The following is a 16,033-nucleotide window of genomic DNA, read 5'->3' as shown; positions in this document are numbered from 1 at the left end:
ATTCAATTTTTCATAATAACCTACTCTCAAGCTTACCTATAAACGACTCAAAATGCAATTTTATCTGAGAATATCATGGGAAAAACGAGGTAGAATTTTCTTCAATAAAAAAAGCATTAAACACTAAAATTAATTAGTATTTAACACTCTTAATCTACTCTATTTTACCCACTGAACAACCTCTTCTTGAACTTGTCTTGATTTTTCAAATTTTGGTTCTTCTGAACGGTACCCGAAAGCTGCCATTACTGATACACCAAACTCTTTGGTATCAATCAATCCTTCTGCTTCTAAGATTTGATTCACCGCTTCAAGGTTGAACCCTTCCATAGGACATGAGTCAATCCCGATCATTGCTGAAGCACTTAACATATTTCCAAGAGCAATATAAGTCTGCTTGCTCGCCCAATCAAATAAGGCGCGCTCATCATTGTAAACAGTAATATCCTCTTCCTGAAAACGGTGATAAGCCGTTGTCATTCCTGCCGCAACATCATCTGGAATCTTTTTAACATTTTTTAGTAAGTTTTGAACATAATCAGATTCCGCACGTGCCCCTTTTCTAGCTAAAAGAATGATTAAATGGCTGGCTGTTGGTAATTGACCTTGTCCCCCAAAACTAACTTCTTTGATTTTTTCTCTAACACTCATGTCTTGAACCACTAAAAATTTCCATGGCTCATAACCAATTGAGCTTGGGGACAATCTGGCTGTTTCTAAAATAAAATTAAAATCATCCTCTGATATTTTTTTTGTTGCATCAAATTGTTTTGTTGCATGTCTAAAATGATAAGCTTTCAATATTTCTTGTTTCGTTTGTTCGTGAGTCATGATCATCCATCCTTTATTAATTTAGTTATAACTATATTCATTTGAATAAAATATAGTTTAAATTATTCTGATAGTTTAGTAAAATTGAAATATCAGAATGAATCGTTCAGTTTTTTTGAACTATAATTAAAGGAGTTATCTTATGGAAATTCGTCATTTACAAACATTTAAAACAATTGTTGATTTAGATGGCTTTAAAAAGGCTGCTGATCATTTAGGCTACGCACAATCTTCTATCACCAGTCATATTAAATCATTAGAAGAAGAATTCCAGCAGCCTCTATTTGAAAGACTAGGTAAAAAGATGTACCTCACTCAATTTGGTAAACAATTTTACACATACGCTTCACGTATTCTTGATATTTATACTGAGATGACAAGCATCTCCCAAGAATTTGCCTACCCAAATGGTCAATTAACAATAGGTGCATCAGAAGCTTTAACTAGCCATCCCCGATTTTCTCATCTACTTTTAGCCTACAAGGAAAAATATCCTGAGGTTAATTTATCGATTACTTCTATTGATTATCAGAATATTCCCAACGAATTACAACAAGGGAAAGTTGATTTAGTTCTTGTTCTAAAAAGAAATGATTGGTCTCAAAAAGAACTCGTTCAAGAAGTTATCAAAGAGGAGTCAATGGTTTTAATCGCTCCCTTGCAATCATCTGAGTTACCAGAAAAACAGACAGTTCTATTTACTGAAAAAACGTGTACCTACAAACAGCTATTTAAAGACTACTTAGATGAACAAGAAATCATTATTGATAATAGCGTGGACTTTGGTAGTATCGATGCTATCAAGCAGTGTGTTGCTAGTGGATTGGGTATGTCGATGTTACCTTACTTTAGTGTAGCTGAGGAATTAGGACAGGATAAATTTAGTGGCACTGTGATCAAAGAAAAAGACTATTCCATCTCAACCTTTTTAGCCTATCACAAAGACAAATGGTTAACCCCAGCCATGACGAGTATGATTGATTTAATCAAGGAACAATCTAGTGAGTGGGTATAAGAGGTTGTGACAGAAGTGTTCGGCTTATTTCCGATTAAGCTACTTCTGTGACACCGTTTAGTTTGAAAAGAGGTTGTGACTTACTTTTGTCACAACCTCTTATTCTTATTTATCTGTTAACTATTTTATTATAAGAAGACGACGTTGCAAAATAGAAAAAGACGTAAATCCCGATTAAGAATACCACTGAAATATAGGTTAATAATAATTTTGGAACGCCTATTAAAACAAACAACACCTGTAAAGCAAAGTAAGCATGAAGCAAACTTATAAATAAAGGCGCAAAAAAGACGATAAAATTTTGTTTATAAATACTCTTCTTAATCATGCCTCTAGGGGTTCCTAATTTTCTTAACATGTCATAACGATCCGTTTCCTCTTCTGCCTCAGATAATTGTTTTAATGTAATAATACTTCCTGTGGCAATCATAAAGACCATCCCTAGAAAAACAGCCACATAAATTAAAAGCCCTGTGTTTTTAACGATACTACTATAATACGGATAACGGATACTCATGTTATTTTTAGTTTTATAACCCTCTGGACGCTCTTTTTCCAGAGGTGCTTTTAGTGTTTGAAACGTATCCACCATTTTTCCATTATCAACTTTTGTCGTGGCCACAAAAGCTTGTTTTTCTTCAAGCGGATCTTTAAATTCACTTAATGTCGTCTTAGCTAGAGCTTCATTTGTGTCAGCCCCCTTAACATTGATCATATGGTAGGCGTATGTATAGGGTGCCTCAATTTTTTTATACAGTTCGTCAGTTACTACCACTACATTATAGGGTAACCTCATATCTCTAGCATTACCTAGAAAATCAGACCTAACATCCACAACATTTACCTTACCTGCATCACCTAAAATACCTGTTTTATCAAATTCAACTGCCTCTTCAATGTACATCTGGCTACCACCCATTAAAAGAGCCACATCTTTTTCTTTTTCAATAGTAACAGGTTGGACATTTTTTATAACATTTTGAATTGCTTCATAATTACTCAAAGAAATAACATTGTAAAAAGTTGGTGTCTTATCACTTTCAAGGGTGTTGTGATAACCAAACTGTCCCCCCATATATTTAAACTCAATTTTTTCTTCACTTGATATTTTAGCCTCTTCTTTTTTTAAAAAGGCTTTGAGATCAGCGTAATTTTGCTCATCTACGCTATAAGAAGTAGGATTAGAAGAATCTGCTAATCCGATTGAAAAGGACTGAACACTAGCAGCACCACCAATCGCAGCTAAAGCCGTTCCAGAAAGAACCGCAATTGTCGCAAACGTCATGGCATTTTTCTTCAAATGAAAGGATAAATTTCCCGTTGTAATCATATTAATATCCCGGTAATAATGACCTTTTGCTTTCTGTGTTAAATTCAGCATAATCCCTAAAAAATGACCAAAGAAAAGATAGGTTCCTATCACACAAATAATCAAAATTACAATGGGACAAAGCAACATGGCAAATCCTTTTAAACCGACTTCTTTTTCTGTCCAAATCATAAAATTTAAAAAATTCCTAGCTAACCCATAACCTACGAGTAGAAGAATCACTCCCAATACGCCAAATAACCAATTAAACCATCTGACTTGATGATTGCCTTCACTTTGTTGCTCTGCTTTAAATAAAGCAATCAACTTGTAACGATAAACTGTGGCAGCTGTTCTAACAGAAACAATTCCTAAAATCGTTAAAAATACCACTGCTGTGTTTAAAATTGCTTCCAGAGAAAAAATAAAATTACTCGTTACAGGAACTTGAATCGCTTTTAAAAGAAGCATGGCAAACAACTTAGAAAAAATAATCCCTAAAAAAATACCAGTCCCTAAAGCTAATAATCCTAAAAGCATGTTTTCAACAAAGAAAAGAGTTCCTATCTGACTTTTTCTCATGCCTAATAAATTATACAAACCAATTTCTCTCTTCCGCCGTTTAACAAAAAAAGTATTGGCAGAAAACATGAAAATGATAATAAATAGAATAATCATGACACTTCCAGCTCTGAGACCTGCGTCAATTCGCATATCGTTTGATGCTCTTGTAAGCAAAGCTTCGTCATAACTCATAGAAACAAAGCTATAGTAAACCATAACTGAAAACACCATACTAACGAAATACATAAAATAATATCTAAACTGGGTTTTAACATTTTTAACAGCTAATTTAGACAACATCATGACTAATACCGCCTCCAATAGCAGCTTGCATATCAATCACTTTTTGGAAAAACTCTTTCCGACTGCCTTGTCGCACTATTTCGGAGAAAATTGCCCCATCTTTAATAAATAAAATACGGTGACAATAACTTGCAGTAAACGCATCATGAGTCACCATAATAATCGTTGCCCGCTCTTTTTCATTCAGTTCAGACAAATAATGCAGAAGTTCAGTCGCTGATTTAGAGTCCAAAGAGCCTGTGGGTTCATCAGCTAATATTAATTTAGGATTCGTGATGATCGCTCGTGCAGCCGCCACTCGTTGTTTTTGACCAATCGAAATATCTGATGGATAAGAATTCAAACGATTTTCAATTCCTAATATATTTGCCACATGCTTTAAACTAGCTTCCATTTCACTCACAGGAACTCGGTCTAAAGCTAGGGGCAATAGAATGTTATCCTTCACCGTTAACGAATTCATTAGATTAAAATCTTGAAAAATAAAACCTAGTTCTTTTCTTCTGAAATCACTTAATTTTCGTTCCTTCATGCGCGTGATATCTTGTCCACCGATTTTAATACTTCCAACAGTCGGTTGATCGATTGTTGACAGCATGTTTAGAAGAGTCGTTTTCCCCGCACCACTAGGACCCATAATACCTACAAACTCACCTTTTTCTACATTAAATGAAATATTTTCTAACACTTTTGTTGGGTTACTTTTTTTCCCATAAATTTTTGATAAATAATCAACTTCTACAATTCTTTCCATAGAAATCCCCCCGTTAATCTTCTATCCCTATCTTATCAATAATTTAAACACGAGAACATCTAAAAATATAAAAAACACCTTACATATTTGTCATACGTAAAAAAGGTGAAAAAGGCGCTTTGCTCCAAGCAACTGGAGAAAATAAAAAATAATTCACGCTTTTCGAATTAATTTTTGTTTTTGAAGTTGTCGTAGGAGCTGCCTTTTGATCCCAGACTACACCAGAGTGGTGAAAAAGGCGTTTAGCTCCGAGTAACTGGAGAAAACTAGAAACAATTCACGTTTTTCGGATTGATTCTAGGTTTTGAAGTTACCGAAGGAGCTGCCTTTTGAACCCGGACTACACCAGAGTGGTGAAAAAGGCGCTTTGCTCCAAGCAACTGGAGAAAACAAAAAATAATTCACGCTTTTCGAATTAATTTTTGTTTTTGAAGTTGCCGTAGGAGCTGCCTTTTGATCCCAGACTACACCAGAGTGGATAAAAAATTGTTTAGCTCCAAGCAACTGGAAGAAAAAAAATTCATATAAATAAGCCAGATACTAATATTTTTGTCAGTACCTGGCTTATTTTTTCAATTAAAAAAAGTTCTTAATCAATGATCCTGGATAATCTTCCATAATATCATTTCTAACAATCTTAGTTTGCTTTCCTACCTTATAATCCAAAGAAAAACGACCTTCACTTTGACTACCGACAATTCGAATGTAATTTTTTCCCGCTGGTATTTTATATTCAAAAACACCTTTTTCTGTATTTTCTAAAATCTGTTCTATCTTTTCTTCTGAGGTGATGAGTAGCACTTTAAAATCACCGTTATCCATAGTTGATTGATAATTCAAGGTGATAGTATCATTCGTCTGACAATCCAGTTCCCACAAGGTATCGATTCCTGAGAATTTGATGCTGGCAGAAACTTTATTTGAAGTAAACCATTCAGTTTCTAAATTTTCATAATTATAGGAATCCATTAAATTCAAGGGGCGCGTCGAATCATGATAATCATTATATTCTTCTTGTGACTGACACCCTGTAACAGTTACTAAAAAAGCACTAATTACTATGATACATAAAATTTTCTTCATCTCATCGACACCTTTCCCTCTTTTTTCCATCGTTCCTTATACATACCTATATTATACAACAATCAGTCAGTTTTTTGTCTTTTTTTATAACTTTATATATAAATAACTTATAACTAAATTGATTAATAACATTCCTATAGTAAGATTAAGATTTTTATCTAACTCATGCGTTGTTACCCGTTTTTATGTATAATTGAAAGAAAGAATAAAGGAGGAACGAAAATCGATGATGAAGATAATGATTGTAGAAGATGACACAACCGTTAGGGAACTCGTTTCAGAATCTCTACAGAAATGGGGCTTTGAAACCATAGAGGTCACAAATTTTAAAAATGTCTTAGAAATTTTTAAAGAAGAAGATCCCCATTTAGTTTTACTAGATATTAATTTACCTGTTTTTGACGGTTATTATTGGTGCCAAAAAATTAGAGAAATTTCAAAAAATCCCATCATTTTCATTTCCAGTCGAGACACTAATGTGGATTCTATTATGTCCATGAATATGGGTGGCGATGACTATGTTAACAAACCTTTTTCCATGGATATTCTTGTCGCTAAGGTGAACGCTTTACTAAGAAGAACCTATGATTATTCTAAATCTGATAGCTCTACTTTAGAACATAATCATTTAAAATTAAACATGGAAAATAGCACGATGATTATTCATGAAGAAACCGTGGAATTAAGTAAAAATGAGTTTCAACTATTATTAATCTTAATGAAAAATAACGGTAAAATTGTTAGCAGAGAAAAATTACTTCGTGCACTTTGGGATGATGAACGTTTCGTTGATGATAATACGTTAACGGTCAATATCAACCGCTTAAGAAAAAAAATAGAAGGAGCTGGGATTGCCAATTTTATTGAAACAAAAGTTGGACAAGGTTATATGATCCCTTAATAAAAAATGACTTTTTTTAACTATTTACACGATCAATTTCGTTTAGTTTTACTCTGGATTAGTTTCATTGGTATCACTGGCTTTATTCTGTGGTTAACGCCCGAAGTCCATTTCAATTTATCCTCTCTTATTTATATCTTTTTGATTGGGCTCATTTTGATGATGATTTACCTCATCTTTGATTACAATAAAAAGAAAAAATGGTGGCAACAACTTGAGCTTGATACAAATGATTACATTGAAACCCCTACTTTAGACGGGGCAAATACATTAGAAGAGAACTTATATCAAGACTACTTTAATGAAATGCAGCGTGAACATTTCATGTTACTAAATGACCTCAAAAAACAAACAGAAGAACAAAAAGATTATATCGATAGTTGGGTTCACGAGATAAAAGTTCCTTTGGCTTCACTGAACTTAATCACTGAAAGTTTAGAAGATGATATTTCTGAAAAACGATTTAATCAACTTCGAACAAACTTAAAACGAATGGATGATTACGTGGAACAGGTGCTTTATTATTCTAGATTGGATACTTTTTCTAAGGACTATTTAATTAAGTCTTATTCACTAAAGAAAATGATTCAAGCAACTGCTAAAGACTCAGCGGATTATTTTATTCAAAAGAACATTCGTTTAATCATGGAAGGTGACGATTATTCTGTTTTAACAGATGAAAAATGGCTACAGTTTATTCTTAATCAAATTATCAGTAATGCGATTAAATATACACCAACAGGTGGAACCATTACCTTCACCTTCTCAAAAAATGAGCGTGGCACTTGGTTAGCTATTTCTGACACTGGAATCGGCATTCCTTCTGAGGATTTACAGCGCATTTTTGATAAAGGCTTCACTGGGAACAATGGTCGTAATGAAGAAACAAAATCAACCGGTTTAGGTCTTTATTTAGCAAAATCACTAAGCGAGAAACTAGGTCACCATCTTTATGTAGAATCCTTTGTGGATAAAGGAACCTCATTCCAAATACTTTTTCCACATCTAAGTTATTACGCAGAAAAGGAAGAAAATTTTATGATATAAGGTGAATAAAAAATTGATTTGCTCTGAGTAACTGGATACAAAAAAAGAGGCTGACATTTGTCAGCCTCAAAAAGGAGTTGTTTATTTACTTTGGAGGAGTAAATAAAATGAAAAAGTTTGTTAGGGTTGTTTGTTGGTATACATTTATAATAACTTTTAAATGTGAATTTAATGTGTCTTTAATCTTTCAATTATGTGAAAAAATCATAACACTTATATTTCATTAATGACCCGTCCCGTAAATATTAACAATGATTGTTCCTGAAATAATTAAAACTAGTCCAACCACTGTCATTAAATTCAATGGTTCTTTCCAAACAATCACTGAAAACAAGGTAATCAAAATAATACCAATCGCTCCCCAAATAGCATATGCCACAGCAATCGGAATTGTTTTAAATGATAGGGATAAAAAATAAAAAGAGATAACATAAGCCATAATCGTATATATTGTAGGCATTAATTTAGTAAATCCGTCTGTTGTCTTTAACAGATTAGTTCCTAATACTTCACCTAAAATTGCCACTAATAAAAATAAATAACCTTTCATCCGTTCATTTCCTTTCTAAATAAATTCAGCTTATTTTACCATATTATAAGAGTTTCCACAGAGATTTCATTATCTCCTTGAACTCCCGTTTTTCTAGCTGTACAATAAGTTTATTAGGAGGAGAGACCATGAAAAAAATTAACTACGTTATTTTATTTAGTCTTTTTACTTTACTCGCACTACCCACCATGCTTCATGCAGAAACAACACAAAAGAAACAATTACCTGAAATAGAAACCTCAGAACAAATCTACGCTTTAACCAAACGAGGTAAAAGCTTAGAAGCCAAAGATTTCACTGCAGCGATTGAAGCTGAACACGACCTTAAAATTAAGGACATTTCATTCTCAAAAAATCATCGTGCCAACACAATGATGCCAGGCATTCTTAAAACTGAACTTATTTTTACTACTACTTCTGGCGATACCTATGAGGAAAAATTACCTTATTTAATTGAGGAAGAAAAAGCAACTATTTCAATCGAAGATATTTCTTACAGCACACGTAGCAATCAACTGAATTTTAAAACGTCTAATCGTTCTGCTAATGTTTATATGCTAGCAGATAATAAAATTTACGCTTGTCCAACAGATAACAATGGCTCATTTAAAGGTAAGTACAATCCTCATAAACTTCCTGAAACGATTAAATTAATTTCATTTGATGATGAAGGAAATTATAGTGATGAATACATCTTAACTTTAAGTAACGATAAAATTGAACAAAAAACGCTAAAACACAGCGCCCTTTCCTATAATAAAACCAAACATAATCAAGAATCACTTGATATGGTAGGCTCTCATCGTAGCAAACGGACAACTATTAGTCTCGTTACTGTGGTCATTGTTTTTATTCTCTTTTTATCTTCCAAACGTTATTTTTCTGCTAGAAGACAAAACTAACTTAAAAAGGTCAAAAATTTCTTTCGTTTGAAATTTTTGACCTTTTCTTATTTTCCGTAGTAACGTTCAGCATCCAGACATTTTTGCCAAATCACGACTTCTTTTTGAGGCAACGATTTTTTTACATCAATAATCCGTTGATTGCTACTCCCTCTAAATTGCAGACTTAAATCTCGGCGCGTTAACTCGAATCTACCATCAACTAAAACATCTATTTTTGAAAGTAACTCTAGCTTATCTTCTGTCTCTAACAACAACTCTTCAAAGGTATAACCAGACCAAGACCAAATATCCTTCGTATTTCCAAACTGTTCTCTAAAACGATTGACTAGTGACAAACAAACTTGTGTATTTAAAAAAGGTTCTCCACCTAAAAGGGTCAATCCTTGAACATAATCTTGACTTAAATCAGCTAGTATCGTGTCTTCCAGCTCTTGTGTATAAGGTTTACCATAGTTAAAATTTTGAATGGCTTTATTAAAACAACCTTCGCAGGCAAATAAACAGCCGCTAACATAAACGCTACATCTCACACCTTCCCCGTCCACAAACATGAAGGGTTTATAATCTGCAATATAACCTTTACTCCATTTATCCGCTGTCCACTCTTTTGGTTTTGGATTTTTCATTTTGACATCTCCTAAAAATAAAGAGGCTGACTCAAATGTCAGTCTCCTTTTTTGTTATACGAATAATCTTTAATAGTTAGGGGTAAAAAGTCTGCTCCCACGGCAACTTCACGAAAATCGATCAATCAAAAAGAGCGATTGTTCGATTTTCCCTCCAGTTGCTCGGAGCAAAACGACTTTTGACCCACCCTGTAACTATTTATTTCATATGTTTCACACGTGATGAAATTTCTTTATGACGACCATGAACCATTGGACGAGCTTGTGGATTACCTAAGTAGCCACATGTTCTCTTCACAACGTCACAGGTTTTAGGGTCAGTATTGCCACATTGTGGACACTGGAAACCTCTCTCTGTTGGATTAAAATCTCCTTCAAAATCACATTCATAACAATGATCAATCGGAGTATTTGTTCCAAGATAGCCCACTTTATCATAAGCATAATCCCATACAGCTTCTAATGCTTTGCGATTTTGTTGAAGGACTGGGTACTCACAATAATGAATAAAGCCACCCGAGCAATATTCAGGATAATCTTTCTCAAAGTCTAATTTTTCAAAAGGTGTAGGATTTTTTCTAACATCGTAATGGAAACTATTTGTATAATAATCTTTATCTGTAATATCTTCAATTTCACCAAATTTTTCACGATCTAAACGGCAAAAACGATCAGTTAAGCTTTCACTTGGCGTTGAATACACGCTAAAGTGATAGCCAAATTCGTCTCCCCAGTTATCAGAATGCTCTTTTAGTGACCGTAAGATATCTATCGTAAATTCTTTAGCTTCAGGGTTCGTTTCCCATGCGCCACCATAAAAACTTGCGGCAACTTCATACAAACCGATATAGCCCATAGAAACTGTGGAACGTTTATTTTTGAATAATTCGTCCACTGAGTCGGTTTTTTGAAGTTTTTTACCAAAAGCACCATGCATATAAAGAATCGGTGCATTCGCTGGTGTGGCTTCTTTACAACGATTAATTCTAAAGACTAACGCATCTTTAATCGTACTTAATCTTTCTTCTAAAAGTACCCAAAATTTTTCTTTATTGCCAGCTGCTTCTAAAGCAATTCTTGGTAAATTAAGGGTCACGACACCCAAGTTCATACGACCTGCGTTAACCTCTGTTCCGTCCTCATCTTTCCAACCTTGTAAGAAAGAACGACATCCCATTGGTACTTTGAAACTCCCTGTTAATTCAACGATTTTGTCATAGTTCAAAATGTCAGGATACATTCTCTTTGTGGCACACTCTAAAGCTAATTCTTTAATATCATAATTAGGATCAGATGGAATGCGGTTAACTCCGTCTCTGACTGTAAAAATCAGTTTAGGGAAAATAGCCGTGCGGTGTTCTTCTCCCAGACCTTTAATTCGATTTTGGAAAATAGCACGTTGGATTTCACGTTCAAACCAATTTGTTCCTAAACCAAATCCTAATGATGTAAAAGGTGTTTGACCATTTGATGTGAACAATGTATTGATTTCATATTCTAAGCTTTGCATAGCATCATAAATATCTTTTTGTGTTTTTGATTTGGCATATTCATCATGACGCTTCTCGTCTTCAATCCAATTTTTAGCGTCTTCCAAATGCTTGTTATAATTTTTTTCAGCAAATGGGGCTAAAAACTCATCAATGCGGTCTGCTGAACAACCACCATATTGACTAGATGCTACGTTGGCGATGATTTGCGAAATTTGAGCGGTAGCAGTTTGAATTGATTTTGGTGCCTCTACTTCAGCATTTCCAATCTTAAAACCATTATTCAGCATGCCTTTAAAATCAATCAAACAACAGTTAGTCATAGGTGAATATGGGTGGTAATCTAAATCATGGTAGTGAATATCCCCTTTTTGATGGGCATTGGCTACATGAGGTGGTAATAATTTTAAACCAATTGATTTACCAACAATCCCAGCAGTTAAATCACGTTGTGTATTAAAAACATCACTATCTTTATTCGCATTTTCGTTAACCAGTTGACTGTCTTTGTTTAATAGTTTTCCGATGGTAAAGTTAATATCTGTGGCACGACTTCTTTCAAAATCACGACTTGTTCGGTAGTTTATATATTCTTTTGCTAAATCATATTCACAATTATCTAATAAAATATGTTCTACAATATTTTGGATTTCATAAATTTTAACATTATTATTAAAACGTTGATCAATTTCTTCGATAACTAAATCAACTAATTCTTTAATACGCGCCTCAGAATGAGCTTCAACGGATCCATTGATTTTTTCTTCTGCCTTTAACAACGCATTTGTGATTTTAGTTTCATTAAATAATACGCAACGTCCATCTCTTTTTATCACTTGAATATTGTTCAATACAGAACTATCAGACAGTGATTTCTCATTGATTTCAATCATTGATACCTATCCCCTTTATTTCAATCTCTAGTATATAATAGCTCAGTTTTTTTAACTTTTCAACTAGATATAGTGTTAAATATTTTTAATAAAACTATTGACAACTATATATAGTGATACCTAAACGCTTTCTTTTATTATTTTCATTTAATATTTTTTGTTAAATATCAGGTTAATTGAAAAATACTTTTTTCACTTTATTTTTTTATAATGATTATTAATTCTATTGAAAATAATACTACATGAATTAAATGAACTTTTTTCACTTATAACCAAATAAAAAAAGCTGACACTAAGGTCAACTTTTCATTTGGTTATAAGTGGCTTAGAATGCTGGAACTAGGGTAGCACTATGTTCTTTTTCTAAGAAATTCTTAACAGCATCACTGGTCATTACTTTTTTAAGTTCTTTAATACTTTCTGAATCTTTGTTATCTTCTCTTGCAACTAGTGAAATCGCAAATCTTTCATCTACTGTTTTTTCTAAAAATAAAGCATCTGCTGGTTTTAAACCAACTTTTGCAATGTATGTTGGGTAGTTATAAACTAAGGCAACGTCTTTCTCATTATAAGCTTCTGCTAGATTTAATAAATCAATAGATACAAATTCTAAATTTTTATCATTCTTTTCAACATCTTTCAATGTTCCTTCAAAGCCAACGCCCTCTTTAAGTGTGATTAAACCTTGTTCTGCTAAAATGGCTAATGCACGACCTTCGTTAGAGACATCATTTGGAATGGCTACTTTGGCACCATTTGGAATGTCTTCAATCTTTTTATAATCTTTCGAATAGAAACCAACTTTAGCATTGTAGATTTTTTGGATGGCTACTAAATCCGCTTTTTTCTCTTGATTGAATTTTTTCATGTATGGTTCATGTTGGGCAAAGTTTGCATCCACTTCTTTATTTTTTAGTAATTCATTGTATTGAATATTATCATTTACTTGAACAAGTTCAACTTTCCAACCATCTTTTTCTGCTTCCTTAGCAGCAACTTCCACCACATCTGTCATTGGCGTTGTTTGTGAGGCAACTTTAATAACTTTTTCTGTTGCCTCTTTTTTAGCTGATTCTTTTGTACTTTTCTCTGCTTTATTTCCACAAGCTGCCATTCCTAAAACTAAACCTGCTAAACTTAATGATACGATTAATTTTTTCATTTGATTAACTTCCTTTTATCTAATTTTTTACTAACATAGGTTCCTACTATTTGAATACTACCCACAATTAAAATCATCAAAACAATGGTTGTGTACATCACTTCATATTCGTAGCGTTGATAACCGAAACGAATGGCAAAATCACCAATTCCTCCGCCACCAACAACGCCCATGACGGTTGAATAAGACATTAAACTAATAGTCATGGACGTAAAACTAAGAACTAAGCCACTTCTAGCTTCTTTCAGTAAGAAGTAGTACACAAATTTAACATTGTTCACACCTAAAGAACTGGCTAATTCTTCCACTTCTTTAGGAATATCTAATAAGACTTGTTCCACTAGACGAGCAAAAATAGCAATCGCCACAAAACTCAGTGGAAATGACGCCGCGATTGGACCAAAAGCTGTTCCAAAAACAAGCCTAGTCAAGGGGATAATGGCGACGACTAATAAGAGAAATGGGAAGGATCTCATCACATTGACATAAAGATTAAACAGTAACATGATTAATTTGTTTGGGCTACGGCCTTCTGGACGGAATAAGAACAAGCACAGCCCCATCATCATTCCTCCTACTAACCCCACAAATAAAGAAATTCCAAGCATCATTCCTGTTTCTTTTAATGCTTTGATCATTTCTGGAAAATAATAGATGACTTGATTCATGGGCGTAATACCCGTCTTGCTTTGTCTAGATAGCTTTCATCATCCGTTAAAAAAGATTCTTTTTGAATTTCAAAATTATCTACTAAACATCCTTTCTCCATGATAAAGACTTTATGACAACAGTGTTTAATCACATTCAAATCATGACTCACAAAAATAATCGTTGGTTTGAATTCACGATGAACTCTCTCTAGCAGAAGAACCATTTCCCTTGTTGTCTGTTCATCTAACGCACTGGTTGCTTCATCAAGGAGTAAAACTTCAGGATCTGTTATTAATGCTCTAGCAAGAGCCACACGTTGTTTTTGTCCCCCACTTAATTGAGCAGGATACATGTTCTTTTTATCTGATAAACCAACAAAGTCTAACAACTTTTCAGCTTTCTTTAACTCTTTTTTTCCTTGTAATTTAAGAGGAAGATGAACATTATCAATCACTTTCAAATTACTTAGTAAATTAAAATTCTGAAAGAGCAAACTCATTTTTTTCTGCTGCTCACATATTTCCCTCTTATTCCACGTAGTTGCTAGATGATTATTTAAAACAATAACACCTGACGTTGGTTCTTCCATTAACTGAATCAATCTAAGTAAGGTTGATTTTCCTGAACCACTTTCCCCAACAATTCCCACAATATCATTTTCTTCAACCTTCAGATTGATTCCTTTTAAGACTTCAATCTCTTGATATTTTTTAGAAACATTTACTAACTCAATCATTGGAATATTCCCCAAGTAGTAAGCTTACTAAATCTCTTCGACTTAATCCGGTAAAGTATTTACCGATAGCTAATAATTCAAGCTCTTTCATGAGTTCATTAAAAATTAAGCGTTTACCTATTAAAGCTTCAATCATTTCATTAGGATCTTCTTGACTAAAATAGTCACCTGAGAAAGATAGATCCTTGATTTTTCCTGCCTCAATCTCCAATTCGGCAATCACTAAACCAACATTTTTAATGTAAGCTCTTCTTTTAAGAGAAAACTCTTGATGAGATCCGTAGACAAACTCCTGATTTCCATAAATATCAGCTACTCTTTTTTGAATGTTTATCGCATCCTCATCAGAAAGTTTAATTTCTTTTTCCTTAATCGCTTCTAATGAACTCACTCCGAATATCCTCATGATCAACTCATCCCTGAATTCTTCCGTTGTCATTTGTTGATATTTTTTACTTAAATGTGACTTTATGTTAGTCACCCTGGCTTCAACAGATTGAATATGATTGGTTTTCAATTTTTCTTTTGAAGGCGTCAGATATCTTTTTATTTTTTCTAAATCAACATCATAAAGTAAAGTGCCATGGGAAAACATCTTTTCACCTTTTGAATACATCGCATTACCTGATATTTTCTTATCCTTTATAAACAAATCATTCCGACCATTAATTGAAATGTCCTCAACACCCATTTCTTTTAGTGCTTTGACAATCGGTTCCGTAATGGTCACATAATCACCAAATGCTGTTCTTCCTTTTTTCATCACAAAACTAAAACTAACATTACCTAAATCATCATAAACTGCCCCACCACCAGATAAACGTCTCGTTAAGACAACCCCATCTTCCTCAACGTTACCTAATGCAACTTCCTCATAAATATTTTGATGTTTTCCAACAATAATACATGGGTTTTGGATATACATTAAAAGAATCGGTTCTTCCGTTTCGTAATTTTTCATCAAATAATCTTCTGTTGCTAAATTCACCCGAATATCCTGACTCTTCATTCTGTGAAAAAACATCCTCTAACAACTCCTTTCAAGCTCAACGATTAGAGTCTAACTATTTCTACTTGGAGTTTCAAATTTTTAAGCTTTTTCAGCATTTTATTTTTATTTTTCCTATCTAATAAAATCTAAATTAACTATTAAAAGCTTTATTTTGCAAGCTTTCTCACTTTATAAAAGGCGTTAAAATAAATACAATTTTGT

The 16,033-nt window shown here is 33.4% G+C and carries 15 protein-coding genes; 4 read left to right on the top strand and 11 right to left on the bottom strand.

The window, feature by feature from the left end:
- Window positions 1-159: 159 nt before the first annotated feature.
- Entirely contained in the window at window positions 160-831 is a 672-nt protein-coding gene (locus G7082_RS08160; RefSeq protein WP_166034618.1) for an NAD(P)H-dependent oxidoreductase, read from the bottom strand.
- Window positions 832-973: 142 nt separating this feature from the next.
- Between G7082_RS08160 and G7082_RS08155 the strand changes: the two genes are divergently transcribed.
- On the top strand, window positions 974-1,846 hold the full coding sequence (locus G7082_RS08155) for a LysR family transcriptional regulator (protein ID WP_166034617.1): 873 nt from the start codon (window positions 974-976) through the stop codon (window positions 1,844-1,846).
- A 109-nt stretch (window positions 1,847-1,955) separates the two neighbouring features.
- Here G7082_RS08155 and G7082_RS08150 read toward each other — a convergent pair whose 3' ends face one another.
- The 3 genes from G7082_RS08150 to G7082_RS08140 form a co-directional block, all read right to left on the bottom strand.
- Complete coding sequence (locus tag G7082_RS08150; protein WP_166034616.1) at window positions 1,956-4,022, bottom strand: ABC transporter permease; 2,067 nt, start codon at window positions 4,020-4,022, stop codon at window positions 1,956-1,958.
- Window positions 4,009-4,776, bottom strand: a complete 768-nt coding sequence (locus tag G7082_RS08145) for an ABC transporter ATP-binding protein (RefSeq protein ID WP_166034615.1) — start codon at window positions 4,774-4,776, stop codon at window positions 4,009-4,011. Before G7082_RS08145 ends, G7082_RS08150 begins: the two co-directional genes overlap by 14 nt.
- A 576-nt stretch (window positions 4,777-5,352) precedes the next feature.
- Window positions 5,353-5,859, bottom strand: coding sequence for a hypothetical protein (locus tag G7082_RS08140; protein WP_166034614.1), 507 nt, complete (start codon window positions 5,857-5,859; stop codon window positions 5,353-5,355).
- A 226-nt stretch (window positions 5,860-6,085) separates the two neighbouring features.
- On the opposite strand from G7082_RS08140, the gene G7082_RS08135 reads away from it, so the two are divergent.
- Together G7082_RS08135 and G7082_RS08130 are read left to right on the top strand one after the other, a co-directional pair.
- On the top strand, window positions 6,086-6,760 hold the full coding sequence (locus tag G7082_RS08135) for a response regulator transcription factor (protein WP_166034613.1): 675 nt from the start codon (window positions 6,086-6,088) through the stop codon (window positions 6,758-6,760).
- A gap of 159 nt (window positions 6,761-6,919) precedes the next feature.
- A complete protein-coding gene (locus G7082_RS08130) occupies window positions 6,920-7,807 on the top strand; it encodes a sensor histidine kinase (RefSeq protein WP_238842628.1) in 888 nt (295 codons plus the stop codon).
- Window positions 7,808-8,030: 223 nt separating this feature from the next.
- Here the strand turns inward: G7082_RS08130 and G7082_RS08125 are convergent, their stop codons facing one another.
- A complete protein-coding gene (locus G7082_RS08125) occupies window positions 8,031-8,357 on the bottom strand; it encodes a DMT family transporter (RefSeq protein WP_166034611.1) in 327 nt (108 codons plus the stop codon).
- A 128-nt stretch (window positions 8,358-8,485) separates the two neighbouring features.
- Between G7082_RS08125 and G7082_RS08120 the strand changes: the two genes are divergently transcribed.
- Window positions 8,486-9,259, top strand: a complete 774-nt coding sequence (locus G7082_RS08120; protein ID WP_166034610.1) for a hypothetical protein — start codon at window positions 8,486-8,488, stop codon at window positions 9,257-9,259.
- 47 nt (window positions 9,260-9,306) lie between these two features.
- Here the strand turns inward: G7082_RS08120 and nrdG are convergent, their stop codons facing one another.
- The 6 genes from nrdG to G7082_RS08090 all read right to left on the bottom strand — a co-directional run bounded on the left by nrdG (window position 9,307) and on the right by G7082_RS08090 (window position 15,844).
- Window positions 9,307-9,888 (bottom strand): anaerobic ribonucleoside-triphosphate reductase activating protein, encoded by a 582-nt coding sequence (gene nrdG, locus G7082_RS08115; protein WP_166034609.1) that lies wholly within the window; start codon window positions 9,886-9,888, stop codon window positions 9,307-9,309.
- Window positions 9,889-10,087: 199 nt separating this feature from the next.
- A complete protein-coding gene (gene nrdD, locus G7082_RS08110; RefSeq protein WP_166034608.1) occupies window positions 10,088-12,271 on the bottom strand; it encodes an anaerobic ribonucleoside-triphosphate reductase in 2,184 nt (727 codons plus the stop codon).
- A 325-nt stretch (window positions 12,272-12,596) separates the two neighbouring features.
- The gene (locus G7082_RS08105; protein ID WP_166034607.1) at window positions 12,597-13,433 is read right to left on the bottom strand and encodes a MetQ/NlpA family ABC transporter substrate-binding protein; all 837 of its coding nucleotides are present in this window, start codon (window positions 13,431-13,433) and stop codon (window positions 12,597-12,599) included.
- Window positions 13,430-14,110 carry a methionine ABC transporter permease gene (locus G7082_RS08100; RefSeq protein WP_420825030.1) on the bottom strand — a complete coding sequence of 227 codons (681 nt, stop codon included), beginning with the start codon at window positions 14,108-14,110 and terminating at the stop codon, window positions 13,430-13,432. Before G7082_RS08100 ends, G7082_RS08105 begins: the two co-directional genes overlap by 4 nt.
- Window positions 14,098-14,820 (bottom strand): ATP-binding cassette domain-containing protein, encoded by a 723-nt coding sequence (locus G7082_RS08095; protein WP_166034605.1) that lies wholly within the window; start codon window positions 14,818-14,820, stop codon window positions 14,098-14,100. Before G7082_RS08095 ends, G7082_RS08100 begins: the two co-directional genes overlap by 13 nt.
- Window positions 14,813-15,844 carry a lipoate--protein ligase gene (locus G7082_RS08090; protein WP_238842627.1) on the bottom strand — a complete coding sequence of 344 codons (1,032 nt, stop codon included), beginning with the start codon at window positions 15,842-15,844 and terminating at the stop codon, window positions 14,813-14,815. The genes G7082_RS08095 and G7082_RS08090 overlap by 8 nt, the downstream gene beginning before the upstream one ends.
- Window positions 15,845-16,033 lie beyond the last annotated feature (189 nt).

The organism is Vagococcus hydrophili (assembly GCF_011304195.1).
Classification (GTDB): domain Bacteria; phylum Bacillota; class Bacilli; order Lactobacillales; family Vagococcaceae; genus Vagococcus; species Vagococcus hydrophili.
The sequence above is the reverse complement of the archived record's forward strand: the minus strand, read 5'-3'. Positions and strand labels throughout refer to the sequence as shown.